The sequence below is a fragment of the Chromohalobacter canadensis genome (assembly GCF_034479555.1).
GTDB classification, from domain to species: Bacteria; Pseudomonadota; Gammaproteobacteria; order Pseudomonadales; family Halomonadaceae; genus Chromohalobacter; species Chromohalobacter canadensis.
On record NZ_CP140151.1, the window covers coordinates 508,218 to 529,122 of the forward strand.

The window sequence follows — 20,905 nt, forward strand, 5'->3', positions numbered from 1 at the left end:
ATCAAACCGATGGACGCACAGTACACGCCGCACGCAACCGAATCCGCCGCCCAGACCTTCTGGGAAACCAACCAGTGCTTCAAGGCCGTCGAGGACGCGACCCGGGAGAAATTCTACTGCCTGTCGATGTTCCCCTATCCCAGCGGCAAATTGCACATGGGGCACGTGCGCAACTACACCATCGGTGATGTGGTCTCGCGTTTTCAACGTATGCAGGGCAAGAACGTCCTTCAGCCCATGGGCTGGGACGCCTTCGGCATGCCCGCCGAAAACGCCGCGATCAAGAACCGGGTCCCGCCCGGCGCCTGGACCTACGACAACATCGACGCCATGCGCCGTCAGCTCAAGGCGTTGGGCTTCGCCTATGACTGGAACCGTGAATTCGCCACCTGCGACGTCGACTACTACCGCTGGGAACAATGGTTCTTCACCAAGCTGGTCGAAAAAGGCTTGGTGTACAAGAAAATGTCGACCGTCAATTGGGACCCGGTGGACCAGACGGTGCTCGCCAACGAGCAAGTCATCGAAGGCTGCGGCTGGCGTAGCGGCGCGCCAGTCGAGCGCAAGGAAATCCCGCTGTGGTTCCTCAAGATCACCGACTACGCCGAGGAACTGCTCGCCGATCTGGACGAGGTCGACTGGCCCGAACAGGTCAAGACCATGCAGCGCAACTGGATCGGCAAGTCCTCTGGCGTCGAGCTGACCTTCGAGGTCGCCGGCCAGGCCGACCCGCTCGTGGTATACACCACGCGTCCCGATACGCTTTATGGCGCCACCTACATGGCGCTGGCCGCCGGCCATCCGCTGGCCAAGCAGGCGGCCGCCGACAATCCGGCGCTGGCCGACTTCCTGGTGGAGTGCCAACACGGCGGCAATTCCGAAGCTGAGCTGGCGACCATGGAAAAGAAAGGCATGGACACCGGCTACAAGGCGCTTCATCCGCTGACCGGCCGTGAAGTGCCGATCTTCGTGGCCAACTTCGTGCTCATGGAATACGGCACCGGCGCGGTCATGGCCGTGCCCGCCCATGATCAGCGCGACTGGGAGTTCGCCACCAAGTACGACATCGCCATCGAACCGGTGATCGCCGATGCCGAGGGTAACGCCCCGGATTTGTCCCAGGGCGCACATGCCGAGCATGGTCCGCTGATCAACTCCGGCGAGTACGACGGGCTCGACTTCGAAGCGGCCTTCGATGCGATCGCTGCCAAGCTAGAAGCCAACGGTCAAGGAACGCGGAAGACCAACTTCCGTCTGCGTGATTGGGGCGTGGCACGTCAGCGTTATTGGGGCGCACCGATCCCGGTCAAATACGGGCCTGAAGGCCAGACCGTGCCGCTGACCGACGATGAACTCCCCGTCGCCTTGCCGATGGAAGTCGAGGTCGATGCCTCCGGCTCGCCACTCAAGAAGATGCCGGACTTCTATGACCTCGGCGAGGGCTGGACACGCGAGACCGACACCTTCGACACCTTCATGGAATCCTCCTGGTACTACGCGCGTTTCGCCAGTGCCGACAACATGGAGGCGATGCTCGACGAACGTGCCAACTACTGGCTGCCGGTGGATCTCTACATCGGCGGGATCGAGCATGCGATTCTGCACCTGCTCTACGCGCGCTTCTTCCACAAATTGATGCGTGACTTCGGCCTGGTCGAGAGCGACGAGCCCTTCCAGCGCCTGCTCACCCAGGGCATGGTCATCGCCGAAACCTTCTATCGCCATAACGCCGACGGCAGCAAGGACTGGTTCAATCCTGCCGATGTCGACGTCAAGCGTGACGACAAGAGCCGCCCCGTCAGCGCCGTGCTGCGTGAGGATGGCCAACCGGTGGAAATGGGCGGCATCGAGAAGATGTCCAAGTCCAAGAACAACGGCGTCGACCCGCAGGCGATGATCGACCGCTTCGGTGCCGACACCGTGCGCCTGTTCATGATGTTCGCCGCGCCGCCGGAGCAGTCGCTGGAATGGTCGGACTCCGGCGTCGAGGGCGCGCACCGCTTCTTGAAGCGGCTCTGGAAGCTCGTCGCCGATCACGTCAACGCCGGCGCGCCCGCCACGCTGGATGTCGACGCGCTCAACGACGAGCAGAAAACGCTGCGTCGCAAGACCCATGAAACCATCGCCAAGGCCAGCGACGACATCGGGCGCCGTACCACCTTCAATACCGCCATCGCCGCGGTCATGGAACTGGTCAACGCCCTGGGTCGTTTCCAGAACGAGGACGACGCCGATACGCCACAAGGCTTGGCGGTCACGCGCGAGGCGCTGGAAGCCAGCGTGCTGATCCTGGCACCGATCGTGCCGCACGCCTGCCATGCGCTATGGGGAGCCCTGGGGCATGAGGCGCCGGTCATCGATGCCGAGTGGCCAGTCGCCGACGAAGCAGCCATGGTCAAGGACAGCGTCGAACTCGCCGTGCAGGTCAACGGCAAGTTGCGGGCACGCCTCGAGGTCCCTGCAGCGGCCGACAAAGCCGCTGTCGAGGCCCAGGCACTCGAGGCGGAGAACGTACGTCGCCATACCGAGGGCAAGACCGTGCGCAAGGTCATCGTCGTGCCCGGCAAGCTGGTCAATATCGTCGCCAACTGACTCGGCCCATACGCCCGCTCCCCGAGGAGCGGGCCCAAGCCCGCAAGGAGGCCTGCGTGAAGCGCCGTTCGCTCATCATCCGATCTCTGCTCCTGCTGACCCTGACGACGATGCTCGCCGGGTGCGGCTTTCAACTGCGTGGGCTCGACGCCACCGCGCTCGACATTCCCTCGCTGACACTGTCATCCCCCGATGGACGCTTCGAAGATGCCGTGGAACAGGCGCTGGAAGGCACCGGCACCACGCTCGAGGAAGGCGCTCCGCTACGCGTCAACCTGAGCGAAGAGCAGGTCCGTGAGACACGCCTGACCCAAGGGGGCAGCGGGAACCAGGAACGTCGCCTGACCCTCGGTGTGCCGTTCTCAGTGCAGCGCAGCGAAGACAATGCCTACCTGCTCGACCAGCAGACCCTCGAGGCCAGCACCACGTTAAGCGTCGATAACAACAACCTGCTGGCGCAGGACGAACTGCGCGATGAAGCCCTAGATTCATTGCGTCAGGAGGCGGCACGTCAACTCGTCGACCGCTTGCGCGCGCTCGAGACGCCATGAAGGTTTTTCCCGACAAGCTCGACGAGGCGCTCGGCAAGCGCCTCCAGCCAGTCTACATCGTCGCCGGCGACGAGCCGTTGATCCATATGGAGGCTTGCGACGCCATCCGCGCCGCGGCACGCCAGCGAGGCGTCGAGGAACGCGATGTACTCCACGTGGAAAATGGCTTTCAGTGGGGACGACTCACGGAATCGGCAGCCAGCATGTCGCTGTTCGCCTCGAGCAAGCTCATCGAGCTGCGCCTGGGCGGCCAATCACCAGGCCAAGAAGGCGCCAAGGCACTCGATGCCTACGCCCGCCAGGCCAAAGACAGCGACGACATCCTGCTGATCAGCAGCGCGCGTCTCGACCGACGCGCGCAATCCAGCGCCTGGTTCAAAGCGCTGGATAAGATTGGCGTGTTCGTCCCGGTCTGGCCGGTGGATCACCAGCGCCTGCACTTCTGGGTGCGGGATCGCGCGTCGCGCCATGGGTTGTCCATGGACATGGACGCGGCCCGCCTGCTCGGTGAGCGCACCGAGGGCAACCTGCTGGCCGCCGACCAGGAACTGCAGAAGCTGGCGCTGCTCAATCCACCCAATGCCCGGCTCGATACCCAAGCCATTGCCGGCGGCGTGGAGGACAACGCACGCTACGATGTCTTCACACTGATCGACGCCTGCCTACGTGGCGATCGCGTGCGCGTCTCGCGCATCGTCAGCGGCTTGCGCGGCGAAGGCATCGAGGCTCCGGTGGTGCTGTGGGCATTGACGCGTGAGCTGCGCATCTTCTTATCGCTGGCGCAGCATCTCGATCAGGGGCAAAGCCTCGATCACGCCTGCAAGGCTCAGCGTCCGCCGATTCCCGACAAGCGTCGTCCGCTTTACCAGCAGGCCTTGAAGCGGATGCCCCTCAAGCGGCTACACAAGCTATTATTGTTTGCACAGCGCCTGGACCTATCCATCAAGGGCGCTGCGGCATTGCCCGTCTGGGAAGGGCTTCACGACCTGTCGCTCACTCTGGCCGGTGGGCGCGGCCCTCTGGCCGAGATGGCGTATTCCTATCGCATCGCCTAGATCGAGATAGGCTTACATTGCATCTGACGAAGGCACAGGTCTGGCGAAGGAGAGCTGGAATGTCGTATACGATCGCACTCAAACGTATCTATCAGGCCGCCGAGGAAAGCGATGGTGCACGCGTTCTCGTCGACCGCCTATGGCCCCGAGGCAAGCGGCGCGAGTCGCTGCAACTGACCGACTGGTACCGCGACGCCTCGCCCTCCAACGCCTTGCGCCGAGCCTGGCACCAGGGAGAACTCAACGACACCGTGTTCAGCCATCGCTACCGCTGGGAAGTCGAGGATGATCCCGACGTCTTGCTGCCCCTCATGCGCTGGGCGCGCGAAGGCACGCTCACCTTGCTGACCGCCTCCCGGGAGCCACAGCGCTCGCACCTCCCCTATTTACGCGACATGTTGCTCAAGGCATTGGAGACCGAAGATCGCGAGGCGGACGACCGCACGCCCGTCTCGTCGCCCTGCTACGCCGATCAGGCAACGCCGCCCCACGCCGACGACAGCACCTCGTCGGAAACGCCGACCTCCCGCGACTGACCGTTCTCCGAGGACCCGCGGCGGCGCGACTCCAGGTCGCCCGCAGCGGGCAATACTGGCGCTATGGCATCGAGCATAAGCTGACCAGGCCCTTCCAACCTTGGACTAACATTTACTACCTTATACCCAGTAGTGGGGCCACTCTTTGGCACGGCCGACGTTGTTAATGAACAAAGCGATTACCACGAGGACTACCGACCCTGCGAGTACCGGCGTGATCAAAAATTCCCAGTTATGTACGCCAGCCATCAGTACCACCAGAGGGTTAGCACCAGCTGGAGGATGTACCACTCTAAGCGTCTGCATGAGCGCGATTGCCGCACCTACGCCCACCGCCATCTGCCACATCCCATTTCCAAATGTCGCCATCATTGCCAGGCCTACTGCAGTTGCCACCACGTGGCCACCGATCACATTCCGCGGCTGTGCAAGTGGCGCTTGGGAGGCGGCGAACAATAGAACACATGTCGCTCCAAAAGGCGCCATCAGCAAAGGGACGCCCGCCAGTTGGGCAAGCAGAGACGTGACCCCGATTCCGGCGATTCCACCGATCAGCCCAGTTAGTATTTGGAACGTGTCAGGGCGCGCAGGAGCAATACCTTTGCCTTTCATTTTGTGAAACATTCTAGACCTCTGTGCTAATATGTACAGACAGGTCTGTACACTAAACGGCTTTGGCCAAAACGGCAACACTCATGAGGCTATGAGGAAATCTAATAAAATAGGTTTTGACTATGAATAAACGTGATGACGTCCTGAATGCCGCTCTTAGACTCTTTAACGAGCATGGCTATCATGCTGTTGGAGTGGATTGGATTCGTGATGAAGCTCAAGTTTCAAAGATGACCCTCTATAAGTACTTTCCAAACAAAGACAATTTGGTCGAAGAGGTTCTTAAACTGAGACACAGCCAGTTCAAAGATTCACTTGAAAGCGAGGTTTTTAGGCACTCCGAACCGTTAGAAAGGCTAAACGCATTTATCAACTGGCATGTCGCCTGGTTTTTCTCACAAGACTTTCATGGGTGCATGTTTATAAAGGCTACGGGGGAATTCCATGGTGTTGACAACTTTCTGAAGGTTTCGCAAGCACACAAAGATTGGGTAGCCAGCTTGCTCACCGACCTTCTGAGCGATGCTGGAGTAGACCATCCAGGCTCCCTCTCCCAGCTTTTTGTCATCACAATCGATGGCATGATCGTAAATGCCAGTATTTTCCACTCTCTTGAGCGTATCGAGTCAGCATGGAATCAACTTTGTAAAGCGGCGTCGCTTCCCAGCCTCCCGCTGAAAGCGCCATCGAAATCATTTGTTATGTAACCCTTGGCTTCCTCTTGCCTCTGCTTCAGTAGGCAGCAAGTATGCGAGTGGCAGAAACATCGCTTCATGTGATGACCAAGCAGATCATCAGCGAGGCAAGCACACTGACACCACCTCCAAAAATGGCGCTAGTTGAAGTAGGCGAACAAAGGGCAACGGTCCATCTGGCAGCGGGGAGCCAACTTCGCTGGGTTTGCGGCAAGACCCTAGCCGCGACGCTCTCGCTCCACGCCAGTAGCGAGACCACTAGTAGCAGCGTGCTGTCGTCGCGGTGGACCGACACGCGAAACGTACGGCGGCGATCTCGTCAGTGTCGACCCGAACGCCATCTGCCTAGCCAACCGGTGGTGCCCCTGCCACCCATGTCGGCTATGCCATCACCTGTTGGCGTTCGAAATCGCAGGCATCACGGATCTTCATCAATCCCGGCAGCGGTGTGGGTTACTCTGGAAAACGACGCAAATCGCAACCCGATAACACTCTATAACAACGGAGGTATGTCGCTGCCATGAAACATCCCATTACGGCACTGCTGACAACGCTGGGACTGAGCCTTTCCGCCGCGGCCACGACGGCACACGCGCAAGACGATCCCATCGTGGTCGGCGGGCTCAACTACACCGAGCACCTGATTCTCACCTCGGCCACCTTCCAGTTGCTCGAGGCCAACGACTACAACGTCGACAAGCGCGACGGGCTGGGCACCTCGGTGCTGCGCCAGGCGCAGGAGAACGGCCAGGTCGATCTCTACTGGGAATACACCGGCAACTCGGTGATCTTGTTCAATGATCAGCCGCAGCCAGACGATGCCGCCGAAACCTATGCCACCGCCAAGCGCCTGGACGCCGAGAAAGGCCTGATCTGGCTGGATCCCTCGGACACCAACAACACCTACGCGCTCGCCATGCGCGAGGCCGATGCCGAGAAACGTGACATCCACACCCTCTCGGACCTCGCCGAGGCCATGAACGACGGCGCCGATCTGACGCTCGCCTCCAATGCCGAATTCTATGCCCGCGACGACGGTCTGCGGCCGCTGCAGGAAGCCTACGGATTCGAGTTTACGCGCGCGAACGTCAAGCGCATGGACTCGGGGCTGACCTACAACGCGCTGCGCGAAGAGGAAGTCGACGTGGCGCTGGTGTTCGCCACCGATGGCCGCAACGGCGCCTTCGACTTCGAGGTACTCGACGACGACAAGCAGTTCTTCCCGGTCTACCAGTTGGCGCCAGTGGTACGCGAGGAAACGCTCGACGCAAATCCCGACCTCGAGCCCCTGCTCAACGAGATGTCCGCCGCGTTGAACGACGAGATGCTGATCGATCTCAACCGCCGCGTGGATGTCGACGATCAGAACATCGAAAGGGTCGCCAAGGACTTCCTGACCGAAAACGACCTCATTTGATCGCTCGTTTCTGCTGACCTTTTCCCGTCTTTCCCGTCTTTCCCGTCTTTCATCTCAGTCTTTCACCTGCGGGGCGATGCATGCATCGCCCCGTTCCGACGACAGGACGCCCCATGTTTCCGAGTGGAAGCCAACCCGATGCCCGGGAAGTGCGTGACTTCCCGTACTCGATCGTCGAGGAACCGGCACTGTTCATTCCGCTGCCCGACGGCAGCCGACTCGCGGCACGAATGTGGCGGCCGGCTGATGCCGAGACCCATCCTGTGCCCGCGATCATCGAGTGCATTCCCTACCGCAAGCGGGATGCCACCAGTGCCGACGACGAGCGCATGCACCCCTACTTCGCCGGCCACGGCTACGCCGCGCTGCGCATCGACCTGCGCGGCAGCGGTGACTCGGACGGCGTGCTCGAGGACGAATACTTGGCCAGCGAGCAGGACGACATCGTCGCCGCGATCGCCTGGCTCGCCGAGCAACCCTGGTGCAGCGGCCGCGTCGGCATGCTGGGCATTTCCTGGGGCGGCTTCAATTCGCTGCAGGTGGCCTCGCGCCAGCCGCCGGCGCTCGGCGCGATCATCGCCGTCGGTGCCACCGTCGACCGCTATCACGACGACGTCCACTACAAGGGCGGCTGCGTACTCAACGAGAACTTCGGCTGGGCGGCCTCGTCGCTGTCCTTCATGTCGCGGCCGCCGGATCCCGCCTTGCGCGACGACTGGCGCGAACTCTGGCAGCACCGGCTCGCTCATCAACCCTTCGTCGCCGAAAACTGGTTCGATCACCAGACGCGCGATGCCTACTGGCGCCACGGCTCGGTATGCGAAGATTATTCGCGCCTGACGACGCCGACCCTGGCCGTCACCGGCTGGGCCGATGCCTACGTCAACTTCGTCGCCGAGATTCTCGAGCACGCGCCCTGCCCCCGGCGCGGCATCGTCGGCCCCTGGCCGCATGCCTACCCGCACCTGGCGATGCCGGGGCCGACCATCGGCTTTCTCCAGGAAGCGCTGCGCTGGTGGGATCACTGGCTGAAGGATCGCGACACCGGCATCATGGAAGAGCCGCTGTACCGCGTGTTCTGCCCGTCCTTTTCCGAGGCCGATCCGCAACGCCTCGAAGTGCCCGGCGAATGGCTCGCCGAGACCCAGTGGCCGAGCCCGCACATCGCCGCCCGCAGCCTGGCGCTGGGCAACGGCGAGCTACAGGCCGCAGAAGACGGCACCGCCCGCCCGAGGGTGGTCAGACTGCGCGCGCCCGCCGACAACGGCCTGCAATGCGGCGAGTACACCCCCCACAGCAGCGGCCCCGAGATCGCCGGCGACCAGCGTGGCGACGACGCCCACTCGCTGACCTACGACACCGATCCGCTGGATGCCGACACCGTGATTCTGGGGCGCCCCACGCTCTCGCTGCGGGTCAGCGTCGATCAGCCGCGCGCCAACCTGATCGTGCGCGTGTGCGACGTCTCGCCCGAGGGTGTTTCGCAACGCGTCTCCTACGGCGTGCTCAACCTCTGCCACCGCGACAGCCACGTCACGCCTTCCGAGGTGCCGTGCGATACGCCGCTCGATGTGACCGTGTCACTGAACCAGACCTGCTATCGCTTCATTGCCGGGCATCGGCTGCGCGTCTCGGTGACCACCGCCTACTGGCCGCTGGTCTGGCCGAGCCCTTATCCGGTGACGCTGACCCTGCACGAGGCCGAATCGCGGCTCACGCTGCCCCAGCGCCCCCCGCACGATACGCCGCCCGTGCAGTTCGAACCGGCGGTGTTTTCAGGGCCCATGCAACATCGGATCGTACGCGCCGGAGAACAGTCCCGGGACGTCACCCACTCGCTGACCGACGGCTGGACCCGGCATGCCATCCTCGACGACTTCGGCGAGATCGCCTACGACCACGGCCTGACCAACATCGCCTCGGCGGACGAGCGCTACGCCATCCACCCCGAGGCCCCGGCCACCGCGACCATGAGCAAGAGCTGGCGCCAGGCCTTTCAGCGCGACGACTGGCAGGTACACACCGAGACCTAGGCGGAGTTGAGCTGCGACGCTGAGTGGTTCTACCTGGAAGCGCGCCTGCAAGCCTTCGAGGGCGACGAGCGCTTCATCGACCGGCACTGGAAAACGCGACGCCGCCGACGCTGGGTGTAATGTCAGGGGATGCCCGGTCCATGAAACGGGATGACGATTAATAGCGTCAGAACGCCCGAGGCGCTGCCTCGGGCGTTTTATGCTCAATAGTGATACCTGCAGGATATGATCGTTATCGCGGCATCATCCACGGCATATACCAGACGGTTGGTCTCATCGATACGGCGTGACCAGAACCCCGTCATGTTTTCCTTGAGAGGTTCTGGTTTACCAATGCCCTCAAACGGGGAGCGCTTCACGTCAGAAATTAGCTTGTTAATTCTTTTGAGGGTTTTTTTATCCTGACTTTGCCAGTGGAGGTAGTCTTTCCATGACTCGTCCGTCCAGCAGAGCAAGCGACTATTCATCCCCATCTATCAACTCACGCTCGGCGACTTTTCCAGCCTTGTATTGTGCAATTGACTTATTCAGATGTTCGGCATTGGCAGGGGAACGCAGCAGATGGACCGTTTCCATCAGGCCATTGTAATAGTCAAGCGACATTACCACCGCGTTCTCGGCATCACGACGCGTAATGACCGTGGTGTCGGCATCGTTGACCACGTTATCCAGTACTGCCTTGAGGCTATTGCGAGCCTCGGTGAAGGAAATAATTTTCATCGGCCCTCTCTCCTGTACCGTTTACTGTACAATTCTAGCCTAACCTGCCGACATGTACAATATCCTGTTACACTCAACGCGTATCGTCTCTAGATAAACGCCCCGCCTTAGCGGCCAGACCATGCAAGGTTTCAGTAAGCGAGCAACCAACTACACCTGTTCCAGCCTGACTCAAGCCGGTAGCGTGTCTTTCCATCGCCAAGGCAGCAGTGTATCGAGATGGGTGTAAGCCCCCACGGGATACCACGAAGCGCGACAGCCTCTGAGGGATGTCCCCGTTGGCTTCAGAATGCCCGAGACGCTGCCTCGGGCATTTTTATGCCATGCGTCAGCCCCACAATGAGACCTCCAATGAACCATAGCGGTGCAAGGACTACGCGCTACGATAGCCACGGCCCCGCAGTGCGGAGTTGATTGTGCACGTTGCACAGTTTATTGACTCACCGAAAAGCGGAAATCGACAACCTCACACAGTCATTGCCATCACTCCCCAATAGTGGAACGTCTTTTGCTTCATGCATGGTGTAGAAAGACTACCTCCAGCTATTCATGCAGACTCTCTGCGGAGCATACGATGGAAACCTCAGACTACCCATTGAGCGAAGTGCCCAACAGCGAACGTAAAGGGCTGCTCTCCACCTCGGTTGTACTGCTCGGTTTTACCTTTTTTACCGCCACCATGTGGGCGGGCGGATCACTCGGCGTCGCCTTCCCGTTCGGCGAGCTGCTGGGGATGATTCTTATCGGCAACCTGCTGCTGGGCACCTACGCGGCAGCTTTGGCTTATATTGCCTGTAAAAGCGGCCTCAACTCCGTGCTGATGGGACGTTTCTGTTTTGGCGAGATGGGCAGCAAACTGTCTGACTTCGTACTCGGCTTTACTCAGATCGGCTGGTACGCATGGGGCACTGCCACCATCGCCGTGGTGCTGGTCAAGACCACCGGCATGCCGGAGTCGCTCGAGACTCCGCTGATGGTGCTGTTCGGCTTCGCCTTTTGCATCACCGCGATGATCGGCTTTCGCGGACTGGATCTGCTTTCCCGCGTTGCCGTGCCGGCGATGATGCTGTTCATCCTGATCAGCCTCTACACTGGCCTGGTGGATGTCGGCGGTCTTTCCGGCCTTGCGGGCCAAACGCCCTCCGAGAGCATGAGCTTTGCCGCAGCCATCACTGTGGTGATCGGCACCTTCATCAGTGGCGGCACCCAAGCCACCAACTGGAGCCGTTTCGCCCGCACGCCGAAGATCGCCGTGATCGCGACGTTGGCCGCCTTCTTCATCGGTAACGGCCTGATGGTGCTAACCGGCGCGCTGGGAGCGATGATCTATCAGCAGGCGGATATCGTCGATGTCATGCTGGCTCAGGGCTTCGTGGTGCTTGCCGTACTGATGTTGTTCCTCAACATCTGGACCACCCAGGACAACACCATCTACAACTTCGCCGTGGCCGGCTGCAACCTACTACGCACCGACAAGCGCAAGGTGGTTACCGTGGCCGGCGCTGCCATCGGCACCGTGCTGGCCGTGGGCGGCATGTACAACCTGCTGATTCCTTTTTTGGTGCTGCTCGGTACCTTCATTCCACCGATCGGCGGCGTGATCATGGCGGACTTTTGGCTCAATCATAAGGGCCGGTATCCGAAGCTGGCCGACGTCAATCTGCCCGCCTTCAATTGGATCGGCCTGGCCTCCTATGCGATCGCTTCCGGGGTAGCGTACTTCTCCCCGATACTCCCGCCGCTGGTGGGCGTCATCGCCGCGGCCTTGTGTTACGGCATCCTGCTGAAGCTGCCGCTCACCAGCCCCGCGCTGGACCCGGCCAAAGACTGATATGGCTATAACCTGCGCCGAGATACCGCGCCTCCCCGGCCTGGAGGAAATCCGTTTCCGGGCAGGCCTGCAGGGCGGAAACCGCCCCGTTCGCTGGCCTTATGTAGCGGAAAACGACGCCATCGCTCCTTGGGTGCGCGGCGGCGAACTGGTGTTCGTCACCGGTATCAACCTGCATCGCAGCGAAGCCAACCTGAAGCAACTAGTGAACGAGGCTGTGGAACATCAGGTCGCGGGACTGGTGATACTCACCGGACCCGAGTTTATCCACGAGATACCCGCTAGCGTTCTGGAATTGGCCAACTCGCTGAATTTTCCGATCCTTGAACAGCCCTATTCGTTGAAGATGGTACTGGTGACCGAGGTAATCAGTAATGCCATCGTTCAGGACAACCTGATCGGGCAATCCATCAAGCTGTTCCTGACCCGACTGATCAACGGCTTTGCCGACGCACCTGAGCTGATCCACCTGCGCGCCGCCGAACTGGGGCTTAAAGATAACCGCCCTTATGCAGTGGTGTCCGTTCGCCTTTCGATCTTTCATCAGCGACTGCTCAGCGAGAACCTTGATCAGCACTGGCAATTGATTCACCAGCGTAACCAGTTGGAACAACACTTTGGTGAGTTACTGAAACGACGCGGAATCGACTGGCCTGTACTGGTGCTGGAGCAAGATCTGATCGCCATCTGGCCTGCGGACAAAGACAACGCCAGCGCTTTGTCCGACGACCTTGAATCCGCACTTAGCCAGTTACAGAACCGAATGCCTGATCTGACACTCTACGCCGGTGCCAGCGACCTGCAGCCGGGGCTCAGCCAACTCTGCTCGGCTGTCGAGCAAGCCCGGCAGGCAGTCCAGTTCGCTATACAACACGGTGGCCAACGGCTGTTTTTCTACGATCAACTGGGTATCGCCCGTCTGTTTGCGGCGATTCCACAACGCAACCTGCTGGCTCAGTTCTGCCAGCAGCAGCTTGGTAGCCTCTGCTTCGCCCGGGATGACCGGTCGTTGCAGCTGAAAGAAACCCTGACCCAGTACCTGAATCTGTTCGGCAACCAGCAGCAGACCGCCGAAAGCCTGAGTGTTCACCGCAACACGTTGAGACACCGCTTGAAACGCATCGAGCAGTTGATCGGCCATCGCCTCGGCGACGCATTCGTGCGGCTCAACCTGCAGAACGCCCTGCTGATCGAGCAGATTCTATTCCAGCATCACGATATCGACGGCCAGTTCTCTACGGCAGGAGACCACTCAAGAAATGTCCATGAAAATCGTCAACGCTCGCCTTCGCCAGAAATCCCAGCTCCACACCCTAGAGATCAGCGCTGGGCTATTCAGCCAGATCAGTGAACAAGATAGCGTGATCGCTTGCCCCGAAGGCGCCATCGATGCCGGCGGCAAATTGCTGTGCGCGCCGTTCGTGGAGCCGCATATCCACCTGGATGCAGCGCTGACCGCAGGTGAGCCACATTGGAACCAGAGCGGCACTCTGTTCGAGGGCATCGAGCGCTGGAGCGAACGCAAGCCAATGCTGCACGAGGCCGATATCCGTCGCCGCGTACTGGACACCATCGAGCTTCTGGTACGCAACGGCGTGCAGCATATCCGCACCCATGCGGACATCTCCGACCCCAGTCTGGTGGGCCTGAAGACCCTCTGCGCCCTGCGCGACGAACTGAAAGAAAAGATCGATCTACAAGTGGTCGCCTTCCCCCAGGATGGCCTGCTCTCCTTCCCCAACGGCATGCAGCTAATGGAAGAAGCGCTGGAATTCGGTGCGGATGTAGTCGGCGGTATTCCGCATTTCGAGTACACCCGCGAGCTGGGCGTGGAATCGATGAAGACGGTGATCGGGCTGGCGAAGAAGTACGACCGTCTGGTGGACGTACACTGTGACGAGATCGACGATCCCAACTCTCGCTTTCTCGAAGTCCTCGCCTGCGAGGCGCTCTTCAATGAATTGGGCTCGCATGTCACCGCCAGCCACACCACAGCGATGCATTCCTACGACAACGCCTACTGCTCCAAATTATTCCGGCTTCTGAAGAACTCCGGCATCAATTTCATCGCTTGTCCCACAGAGAGCATCCATCTGCAGGGCCGTTTCGATACCTACCCGAAACGGCGCGGCCTGACGCGAGTAAAAGAGCTGCGTGAGGCCGGTATCAACGTTTGCTTTGCCGAGGATTCGATCTTCGATCCCTGGTACTCCCTGGGTAATGGAAAACTGCTTCGCAGCCTGGATTTCGGCCTGCATATCTGCCATATGATGGGCTATCGCGACTTCGAAAACGCACTGGATCTGATCACAGACAACAGCGCCCGCACCCTGAACATTCAAGATCACTACGGCATCGAAACCGGCAAGCCCGGCAGTTTCATCCTGCTTGACGGAGAAGACGACTACAGCGTGCTGCGCAAGCAAGGCGACGTACTGCTCTCGGTGCGTCAGGGCGAAATCATCATGCAGCGTGAACCGTCTCGGGTAACCAGCGGACGCTATGTTCTGGCCTGACTCGCCTCAACCACGCCGCTCCCGCTCCAGCCGCTGCGCCATCAGCGAGGCCACCAGCGGGGTGTCAGCGTCGCGGTGGGTTGGCATCGCGAAGCGCGCGGCGTCGATCTCGTCGGTGTCGATGTCGGCGCTGACGAGGGTCTCGCCGTCCTCGGCCCGTGCCAGCACCCGGCCGTCGACGCCGACGATGCAACTGCCGCCCCAGAACCAGGCGTCGCCCTCGGCCCCGTAGCGATGCGCCATGACCATCGGCGTGGCGTACATCATGGCGTAGAACTGCAGGCAGATCAGCCAGTTGCCTTCGTCGTCGAAATCGCCGTCGACCATTCCCGTCGCCGCGTTGGCCGGCGCCAGCATCACGTCGGGCCGCTCCAGCATGGCCGCGTGGGCCAGGCCCGGATTCCAGAGGTCGGCGCAGATCATCACCCCGCAGGCGAGGCCATCGGCATCGGTGACAGTGAGTGTCTGCCCCTTGCCGAAATGCTTGCCCTCCTCGTGCCCGCCGTAGGTGCAGAGATTGAGCTTACGATGCACGGCGACGACCCGCCCCTCGCACAGACACGCCATGGCATTGGCGTACTCGCCGCGGGCGCAGCGCTCGACGAAGCCCACCACGGTCAGTATGTCGCCGGTAGCATCCGCCAGCTGGAGCAGACGCGGATCATCGCGGTCCATCGCGACCTCGGGGACGCGCGCACTCAGGTCGTAACCGGTCAGCGAGAGCTCGGGGAACACCAGGACATCGATGCCCCGGTGGCACGCCGACTCGATGACGCGACGATGCGTCTCGATATTGCACGCGACATCGGCCAGGACGCAGTTAATCTGGGCGGCGGCGAGTCGGTAATTCGTCCGGCGAGTGCTCAAGATGCAGGCCTCCAGCAAGGAAAATCAAAACACTAGATTATCGTCGACGAGCATACGGCGAAGTCGTTTAATTTCCTATTGAACGCCCATTGCCACTGAAAATGAATGATATGACACATCCTAATGCCCAAAACGGGGGGCACTCGCGAAGAGCGTGTTATGCTCTTCGCATAATACGAACTTATAAAAAGCCTTTCATATAAGAAATTTATAGCTTCGGCCTGAAACGTCGGCGAGCGAAGACCAGACAAGGCAAAAGACAGCGAAAAAACAGAGTTTACGGCCTGTAAATGAGTATTTTGAGCTGGTTTTTAACGCCGTATGGCCGAGCGCAGACAGTTTTCAGACGAAGCGTAAGTGTTCAAACAATTACTCGATCGCGAGTGCGAGGTCCGTGCCGTGGAATTACTGCAATATTTTCTCGACAATCTCGAGTTGCTGGGGACCCTTACTCTCGAGCACATCAGCCTGGTGGGTGTCGCGGTGGGGATCGCCACGCTGACCGGCGTCCCCATTGGCATCGCCATCACGAAAAATGAGCGCATCGCCAAGACCGTGCTCTACATCGCCTCAATCATCGTGACCATTCCCTCCATCGCGCTGTTCGGGATCATGATTCCGATCCTCTCGCTCATCGGCCAGGGCATCGGCTACATGCCGGCGGTCATCGCGGTGCTGCTGTACTCGCAGTTACCGATCATCCGCAACACCTACACCGCCATCAATAACGTCGACCCGGCCCTTCGCGAAGCCGCGCGCGGCGTCGGCATGAGCCAGAACCAGCGCCTGCGCATGGTCGAGATTCCGCTCGCCGTGCCGGTGATCATGGCCGGCGTGCGTACCGCCGTGGTGCTCAACATCGGCGTCATGGCAATCGCCGCCTATATCGGCGCCGGCGGGCTCGGTACTTTCATTAGTCGCGGCATCTCCCAGTCCGACCCGCGCCAACTGATCCTCGGCGCCGTGGCCGTCAGCATCCTGGCGATCATCGTCGACTATGCGCTGCTGGCACTGCAGAAGCGCTTGACACCCAAAGGGATGGAACGCGCCGCCGCCGCCACCTGAGCCGTTACCCGCGCCATTCTCTGTCGACCTGCAAAGGCTGCCGACCCGACAAGGACAACTTCATGATTCGACTCGACAACTTGACCAAGGTCTTCGATACGCCCAAGGGCGCGGTGACCGCCGCCGACCATATCAGCATGGAGGTGCCCAGCGGCGAGATCTGCATCCTGCTCGGCCCCTCGGGCTGCGGCAAGACCACCACCCTGAAGATGATCAACCGCATCGTCCGGCCGACCTCTGGCAAGGTATTCATCAACGGCGAGGACACCTCCAGCCTCGATACCCAAGATCTGCGCCGCAACATCGGCTACGTGATCCAGCAGATCGGCCTGTTCCCCAACATGACCATCGAAGAAAACATCACCGTGGTGCCCAAGCTACTGGGCTGGGACAAGGCCAAGTACCGCGAGCGTGCCCGGGAGATGATGCGCATGATCGCCATGGAGCCGGACGCCTTCCTCAAGCGCTACCCCAGCGAGCTTTCCGGCGGACAGCAACAGCGCATCGGCGTGGCCCGGGCGCTGGCCGCCGATCCGCCGGTGATGCTGATGGACGAACCCTTCGGCGCCATCGACCCGATCAACCGGGCGGTGATTCAGGACGAATTCCTGAAAATGCAGCAGGAACTGAACAAGACCATCATGTTCGTCAGTCACGACATCGACGAGGCGATCAAGATGGGCGACCGCATCGCCATCTTCCGTGATGGCAAGCTGGTCCAGTACTCGGAACCCGATGAACTGCTCGCCGCGCCCAAGAACGACTTCGTCGAATCTTTCCTCGGCGAGGACCGCGCACTGAAACGCCTCAACCTGGTCCAGGTCCGCGACCTGGCCAGCGAAGAGATCGGCTTGGTGCGTCCGGACGAAACGCTGGCCACCGCCCTTCAGCGCATCGAATCCTACGGGTACCAGAACAGCATTGTGATGGTCAACGACAAGCGTCAGCCAGTGGGCATCATCAACGCCGCCGTGGCCCGTACCACCCAAGGGCACTGTCGCGATCATTACCAGAGCGTGCCAGTGGTGGTCAGCCTCGACGACGACCTACGCAAGGTCGCCTCGCTGATGTTCGCCAACGACATGACCTGGGTGCCCTGCGTCGACGACGACGGCCGCATCGTCGGTCAGGTCACCCAGCGGGCGATCACCCATCACCTGGGCTCGCGCTATCGTGCTCATTCCAAGCGCGAGAGCGACGCCTCGGCTGCCGAAGCGGCATCGTCACCAGCCACCAAGGAGTAAGCCATGCCGACGTTGAACCTCTCCGGAGCCATACGCCTGCTGGTGCTGGTGGCGATCTTTCTAGCCGGTGTCTGGAGTCAGTCCAGCGGCGTGATCGACGACTTCATCTTCTATCTGCCCGACGTCCATTACCTGGCCGTGCAACACCTGTGGCTGACCGTCATGTCCGCTGGCCTAGCGATTCTGGTCGCCATCCCGCTGGGCATCTGGCTGTCACGCCCCAGCATGGCGCAGGTCGCCGAGTCCATGATGCAGATCCTCAACGTGGGCACCACCATTCCCACGCTCGCCGTGCTGGCGCTGTCGATGAGCTTTCTCGGCATCGGCACCGTCCCGGCGGTCTTCGGGCTCTTCGTGGCCACGCTGCTGCCCATCGCCCGCAACACCTATACCGGGCTCAAGGGCGTCGATCCGGCCCTCAAGGAGGCCGCGGCGGGCATCGGTATGTCGCCCACCCAGCGCCTGCTACGGGTCGAGCTGCCCAACGCCCTGTACGTGATTTTCGCCGGCATCCGCACGGCGCTGGCGATCAACATCGGCACGGTGCCGCTGGCCTTTTTGATCGGCGCGGGCGGTCTCGGCGAGCTGATCTTCACCGGCATCGACCTCTACGACCCGGTCATGATGCTCTCCGGCGCGATCCCCACGGCCCTGCTGGCAGTGGTGGTGGACATGCTCATCGCCATCACCGCCTTCGTGGTGGTGCCGCGCGGGGTCAATCCGGGCCGCGCCTAGCGGGAGCCCTCGACGGCTCGAATCCGACAAGCGCAATACCAACAGTCAACGGATAATCGACAATCAACGGCTATCCAACAAGCAACGAAAGGAGCGACACCATGAAAACCTTGATGACCCTGCTTACCGGCGCGGCACTCGCCAGCAGCCTGGCGACCGCCCAGGCGAACGAGGTCGTGGTCGGCGGCAAGAACTTCACCGAGCAGCAGATCCTTTCCAGCATGACCACCCAGTACCTGGAAGGCCTCGGCTATGACGTCGATAAGCGCGCCGGGCTGGGCTCCGCCGTCCTGCGCCAAGCCCAGGAAAACGGCCAGGTCGACCTCTACTGGGAATACACCGGCACCTCGCTGATCAACTACAACGACGAGTCCGCCGAAGGATTGACCGTCGACGAGACCTACCAGAAGGTCAAGGAACTCGACGCCGAGAAGGGCCTGGTATGGCTCGAGCCCTCCGACGCCAACAACACCTATGCGCTGGCCATGCGCGAGGCAAGCGTCGAGGAAACCGGCATCACCTCGCTCAGCGATCTGGCCCAGGCGGTCAACGATGAGCAGGGGCTGACCTTCGCCATGAACGCCGAGTTCTATGCCCGCGAAGACGGCTGGCGCCCGCTGCAGCAGGCTTATGAATTCCGCGCCAGCCGTGGCGACGTCAAGCGCATGGACTCCGGCCTCGTCTACCAGGCGCTGCGCGACGAGCAAGTCGACGTGGGGCTGGTGTTCGCCACCGACGGCCGCATCCCCGCCTTCGACTTCCAGGTGCTCGAGGACGACCAGAACTTCTTCCCGGCCTACGCGCTGACACCGGTGGTGCGCCAGGCGGCTCTGGACGCCAATCCCGAGCTCGCCGAGCAGATGAACACGCTCTCCGGCCTGCTCGACAACGACACCATGTCTACACTCAACGCCCGGGTCGATGTCGACAAGACATCCATCGAACGGGTCGCCGAGAACTTCCTCGAAGAAAACGACCTGTTGTGATCGGCACCTGAACGGGGCCATGCCCTACCGTGCTCGATCATGACGAAGGCCGCTCCAATGCGGCCTTCTTTCTGCGTCACGCGTTTCTTGATTCTTCGCCAGCACCCGAGGCCACTGCCATGCACGACCACGCCCCCCTCGACTGGATGCACGGGTTCGCTCTCTCTGCCCTGGACGACGCCCATCTGCATCAGGCCAAGCGCTGCCTGCTCGACCTGCTGGGCGTGGCCGCCGGCGCCACTCGCACGCCGCTGGCCGACAAGGCCACGCGCTTCGTGACCTCCCAACACGGCGGCGAACGCCCACTGCTGTTCACCGCCGGAAAGGCCTCGCCCACCGGCGTCGCCCTGCACGGGGCCTGGCTGATCGACGCGCTCGACGCCCACGATGGCCAGGTGCTGACCAAGGGACATGCCGGCGTGGCCCTGCTGCCCGGCTTGCTGGCACTGCCCGAGGTCGCCGATCTCTCCGGGCGCGACTTCCTCACCCTGCTCGCCTACGGCTACGAGATCGCCACCCGCGCGGGGATCGCCCTGCACGCCACCAGCCCGGACTACCACACCTCCGGCGCCTGGAACGCCCTGGGTGTGGCCGCCGTGGCCGCGCGCCTGCGCGTGGCCGATGTCGAGACCTTACATCATGCCCTTGGCATCGCCGAGTTCTATGGCCCGCGCAGCCAGATGATGCGCTGCATCGACCATCCCACGATGCTCAAGGACGGCTCCGGCTGGGGCGCGATGACCGGCATCTCCGCCGCCCTTCTGGCCGAGGACGGCTTCACCGGCGCCCCGGCGCTGACCGTGACCGCACCAAACGTGGCCGGTCTCTGGCAGGACCTGGGCGAGCGCTGGTATCTCCACGAGCAGTACTTCAAGGCCTACCCGATCTGCCGCTGGGCCCAGCCCGCGGTGGAAGCCGTGCTGTCACTGCCCGCCGAACAACACGACCCCGCCGCCATCGCCCGCATCGAGATCGTCACCTTCCACGAGGGCAAGCGTCTGCATGTGACGCACCCGACCACCACCGAGCAAGCCCAGTACAGCCTGCCCTGGTCCGTCGCCTGCGCCCTGGGCCGAGGCACCGTGGATGTCGCAGGCGTCAGCGACGAACTCGACGCCCCGGACCTCAAGGCCCTGGCCAGCCGGGTGGAGATTCACGAGGACGACACCTTCAACGCCCGCTTTCCCGCCGAGCGCTGGGCGCGCGCCCGGCTGCATCTGGAAAGCGGCGAGGTCATCGAAAGCGCCGACTTCGAGGCGCGCGGCAACCCCGATCGCCCGCTTTCGGACGCCGAGATATTCGCCAAGTACTGGGCGCTGGCCGAACCCGTGCTGGGCGAGCGCGCGGCCCGGCTGCACGACGTGGTGATGAGCCTCGAGGCACGTCCGGCAAGCGACCTGCTGGCGCTGCTCAGCGCACCCACGTTTTCCAAACAATAGCGAGACGCCTC

The 20,905-nt window shown here is 61.6% G+C and carries 19 protein-coding genes; 15 read left to right on the forward strand and 4 right to left on the reverse strand.

Annotated features, from left to right (window positions below; genetic code table 11):
• Nucleotides 1-9: 9 nt before the first annotated feature.
• From leuS to SR908_RS02510, 4 genes are read left to right on the forward strand one after another with little or no spacing between them, the layout of a single operon-like run.
• Complete coding sequence (gene leuS / locus SR908_RS02495; protein WP_246924741.1) at nt 10-2,592, forward strand: leucine--tRNA ligase; 2,583 nt, start codon at nt 10-12, stop codon at nt 2,590-2,592.
• A gap of 56 nt (nt 2,593-2,648) precedes the next feature.
• Complete coding sequence (locus SR908_RS02500) at nt 2,649-3,143, forward strand: LPS-assembly lipoprotein LptE (RefSeq protein WP_246924757.1); 495 nt, start codon at nt 2,649-2,651, stop codon at nt 3,141-3,143.
• On the forward strand, nt 3,140-4,198 hold the full coding sequence (holA, locus tag SR908_RS02505; RefSeq protein ID WP_246924761.1) for a DNA polymerase III subunit delta: 1,059 nt from the start codon (nt 3,140-3,142) through the stop codon (nt 4,196-4,198). Before SR908_RS02500 ends, holA begins: the two co-directional genes overlap by 4 nt.
• Nucleotides 4,199-4,257: 59 nt before the next feature.
• Nucleotides 4,258-4,734 (forward strand): DUF488 domain-containing protein, encoded by a 477-nt coding sequence (locus SR908_RS02510; protein WP_179000014.1) that lies wholly within the window; start codon nt 4,258-4,260, stop codon nt 4,732-4,734.
• 120 nt (nt 4,735-4,854) lie between these two features.
• Here SR908_RS02510 and SR908_RS02515 read toward each other — a convergent pair whose 3' ends face one another.
• Nucleotides 4,855-5,358: an HPP family protein gene (locus tag SR908_RS02515; protein ID WP_246924764.1), complete on the reverse strand. Its 504-nt coding sequence runs from the start codon at nt 5,356-5,358 to the stop codon at nt 4,855-4,857.
• Nucleotides 5,359-5,468: 110 nt separating this feature from the next.
• Here SR908_RS02515 and SR908_RS02520 point away from each other — a divergent pair, with 110 nt between their 5' ends.
• The 3 genes from SR908_RS02520 (at nt 5,469) to SR908_RS02530 (ending at nt 9,491) form a co-directional block, all read left to right on the forward strand.
• Entirely contained in the window at nt 5,469-6,053 is a 585-nt protein-coding gene (locus tag SR908_RS02520; protein ID WP_246924767.1) for a TetR/AcrR family transcriptional regulator, read from the forward strand.
• 508 nt (nt 6,054-6,561) lie between these two features.
• A complete protein-coding gene (locus tag SR908_RS02525) occupies nt 6,562-7,458 on the forward strand; it encodes a glycine betaine ABC transporter substrate-binding protein (RefSeq protein ID WP_246924770.1) in 897 nt (298 codons plus the stop codon).
• A 113-nt stretch (nt 7,459-7,571) separates the two neighbouring features.
• On the forward strand, nt 7,572-9,491 hold the full coding sequence (locus SR908_RS02530) for a CocE/NonD family hydrolase (protein WP_246924773.1): 1,920 nt from the start codon (nt 7,572-7,574) through the stop codon (nt 9,489-9,491).
• A gap of 203 nt (nt 9,492-9,694) precedes the next feature.
• Here the strand turns inward: SR908_RS02530 and SR908_RS02535 are convergent, their stop codons facing one another.
• Complete coding sequence (locus SR908_RS02535; protein WP_040239129.1) at nt 9,695-9,958, reverse strand: Txe/YoeB family addiction module toxin; 264 nt, start codon at nt 9,956-9,958, stop codon at nt 9,695-9,697.
• Nucleotides 9,951-10,211: a type II toxin-antitoxin system Phd/YefM family antitoxin gene (locus tag SR908_RS02540; RefSeq protein WP_246924776.1), complete on the reverse strand. Its 261-nt coding sequence runs from the start codon at nt 10,209-10,211 to the stop codon at nt 9,951-9,953. Before SR908_RS02540 ends, SR908_RS02535 begins: the two co-directional genes overlap by 8 nt.
• Before the next feature lie 574 nt (nt 10,212-10,785).
• Here SR908_RS02540 and codB point away from each other — a divergent pair.
• The 3 genes from codB to codA are packed head-to-tail and all read left to right on the forward strand — an operon-like array spanning nt 10,786 to nt 14,558.
• Complete coding sequence (gene codB / locus SR908_RS02545) at nt 10,786-12,042, forward strand: cytosine permease (protein ID WP_246924780.1); 1,257 nt, start codon at nt 10,786-10,788, stop codon at nt 12,040-12,042.
• A gap of 1 nt (nt 12,043) precedes the next feature.
• Nucleotides 12,044-13,393, forward strand: coding sequence for a PucR family transcriptional regulator (locus SR908_RS02550; protein WP_246924783.1), 1,350 nt, complete (start codon nt 12,044-12,046; stop codon nt 13,391-13,393).
• Nucleotides 13,302-14,558, forward strand: coding sequence for a cytosine deaminase (codA, locus tag SR908_RS02555; RefSeq protein ID WP_246924786.1), 1,257 nt, complete (start codon nt 13,302-13,304; stop codon nt 14,556-14,558). Before SR908_RS02550 ends, codA begins: the two co-directional genes overlap by 92 nt.
• Before the next feature lie 6 nt (nt 14,559-14,564).
• Here codA and SR908_RS02560 read toward each other — a convergent pair whose 3' ends face one another.
• Entirely contained in the window at nt 14,565-15,425 is an 861-nt protein-coding gene (locus SR908_RS02560) for a nitrilase-related carbon-nitrogen hydrolase (RefSeq protein ID WP_246924789.1), read from the reverse strand.
• Between the two features lie 357 nt (nt 15,426-15,782).
• Between SR908_RS02560 and SR908_RS02565 the strand changes: the two genes are divergently transcribed.
• The 5 genes from SR908_RS02565 to SR908_RS02585 all read left to right on the forward strand — a co-directional run bounded on the left by SR908_RS02565 (nt 15,783) and on the right by SR908_RS02585 (nt 20,894).
• On the forward strand, nt 15,783-16,490 hold the full coding sequence (locus SR908_RS02565; RefSeq protein ID WP_446681830.1) for an ABC transporter permease: 708 nt from the start codon (nt 15,783-15,785) through the stop codon (nt 16,488-16,490).
• Between the two features lie 62 nt (nt 16,491-16,552).
• On the forward strand, nt 16,553-17,734 hold the full coding sequence (locus SR908_RS02570; protein ID WP_246924804.1) for an ABC transporter ATP-binding protein: 1,182 nt from the start codon (nt 16,553-16,555) through the stop codon (nt 17,732-17,734).
• Nucleotides 17,735-17,737: 3 nt separating this feature from the next.
• Nucleotides 17,738-18,469, forward strand: coding sequence for an ABC transporter permease (locus SR908_RS02575; RefSeq protein ID WP_246924808.1), 732 nt, complete (start codon nt 17,738-17,740; stop codon nt 18,467-18,469).
• Nucleotides 18,470-18,570: 101 nt separating this feature from the next.
• Nucleotides 18,571-19,455, forward strand: a complete 885-nt coding sequence (locus SR908_RS02580) for a glycine betaine ABC transporter substrate-binding protein (RefSeq protein WP_246924810.1) — start codon at nt 18,571-18,573, stop codon at nt 19,453-19,455.
• Between the two features lie 29 nt (nt 19,456-19,484).
• A complete protein-coding gene (locus SR908_RS02585) occupies nt 19,485-20,894 on the forward strand; it encodes an MmgE/PrpD family protein (protein ID WP_246924813.1) in 1,410 nt (469 codons plus the stop codon).
• Nucleotides 20,895-20,905 lie beyond the last annotated feature (11 nt).

What these genes read in the sequence shown, in the direction of transcription:
- holA (WP_246924761.1), top strand. Translation starts at nt 3,140, where the DNA reads ATGAAGGTTTTTCCCGACAAGCTCGACGAGGCGCTCGGCAAGCGCCTC.
- leuS (WP_246924741.1), top strand. Translation starts at nt 10, where the DNA reads ATGGACGCACAGTACACGCCGCACGCAACCGAATCCGCCGCCCAGACC.
- codB (WP_246924780.1), top strand. Translation starts at nt 10,786, where the DNA reads ATGGAAACCTCAGACTACCCATTGAGCGAAGTGCCCAACAGCGAACGT.
- SR908_RS02575 (WP_246924808.1), top strand. Translation starts at nt 17,738, where the DNA reads ATGCCGACGTTGAACCTCTCCGGAGCCATACGCCTGCTGGTGCTGGTG.
- SR908_RS02520 (WP_246924767.1), top strand. Translation starts at nt 5,469, where the DNA reads ATGAATAAACGTGATGACGTCCTGAATGCCGCTCTTAGACTCTTTAAC.
- SR908_RS02550 (WP_246924783.1), top strand. Translation starts at nt 12,044, where the DNA reads ATGGCTATAACCTGCGCCGAGATACCGCGCCTCCCCGGCCTGGAGGAA.
- SR908_RS02515 (WP_246924764.1), bottom strand. Translation starts at nt 5,358, where the DNA reads ATGTTTCACAAAATGAAAGGCAAAGGTATTGCTCCTGCGCGCCCTGAC.
- SR908_RS02580 (WP_246924810.1), top strand. Translation starts at nt 18,571, where the DNA reads ATGAAAACCTTGATGACCCTGCTTACCGGCGCGGCACTCGCCAGCAGC.
- SR908_RS02570 (WP_246924804.1), top strand. Translation starts at nt 16,553, where the DNA reads ATGATTCGACTCGACAACTTGACCAAGGTCTTCGATACGCCCAAGGGC.
- SR908_RS02535 (WP_040239129.1), bottom strand. Translation starts at nt 9,958, where the DNA reads ATGAATAGTCGCTTGCTCTGCTGGACGGACGAGTCATGGAAAGACTAC.
- codA (WP_246924786.1), top strand. Translation starts at nt 13,302, where the DNA reads ATGTCCATGAAAATCGTCAACGCTCGCCTTCGCCAGAAATCCCAGCTC.
- SR908_RS02525 (WP_246924770.1), top strand. Translation starts at nt 6,562, where the DNA reads ATGAAACATCCCATTACGGCACTGCTGACAACGCTGGGACTGAGCCTT.
- SR908_RS02540 (WP_246924776.1), bottom strand. Translation starts at nt 10,211, where the DNA reads ATGAAAATTATTTCCTTCACCGAGGCTCGCAATAGCCTCAAGGCAGTA.
- SR908_RS02530 (WP_246924773.1), top strand. Translation starts at nt 7,572, where the DNA reads ATGTTTCCGAGTGGAAGCCAACCCGATGCCCGGGAAGTGCGTGACTTC.
- SR908_RS02510 (WP_179000014.1), top strand. Translation starts at nt 4,258, where the DNA reads ATGTCGTATACGATCGCACTCAAACGTATCTATCAGGCCGCCGAGGAA.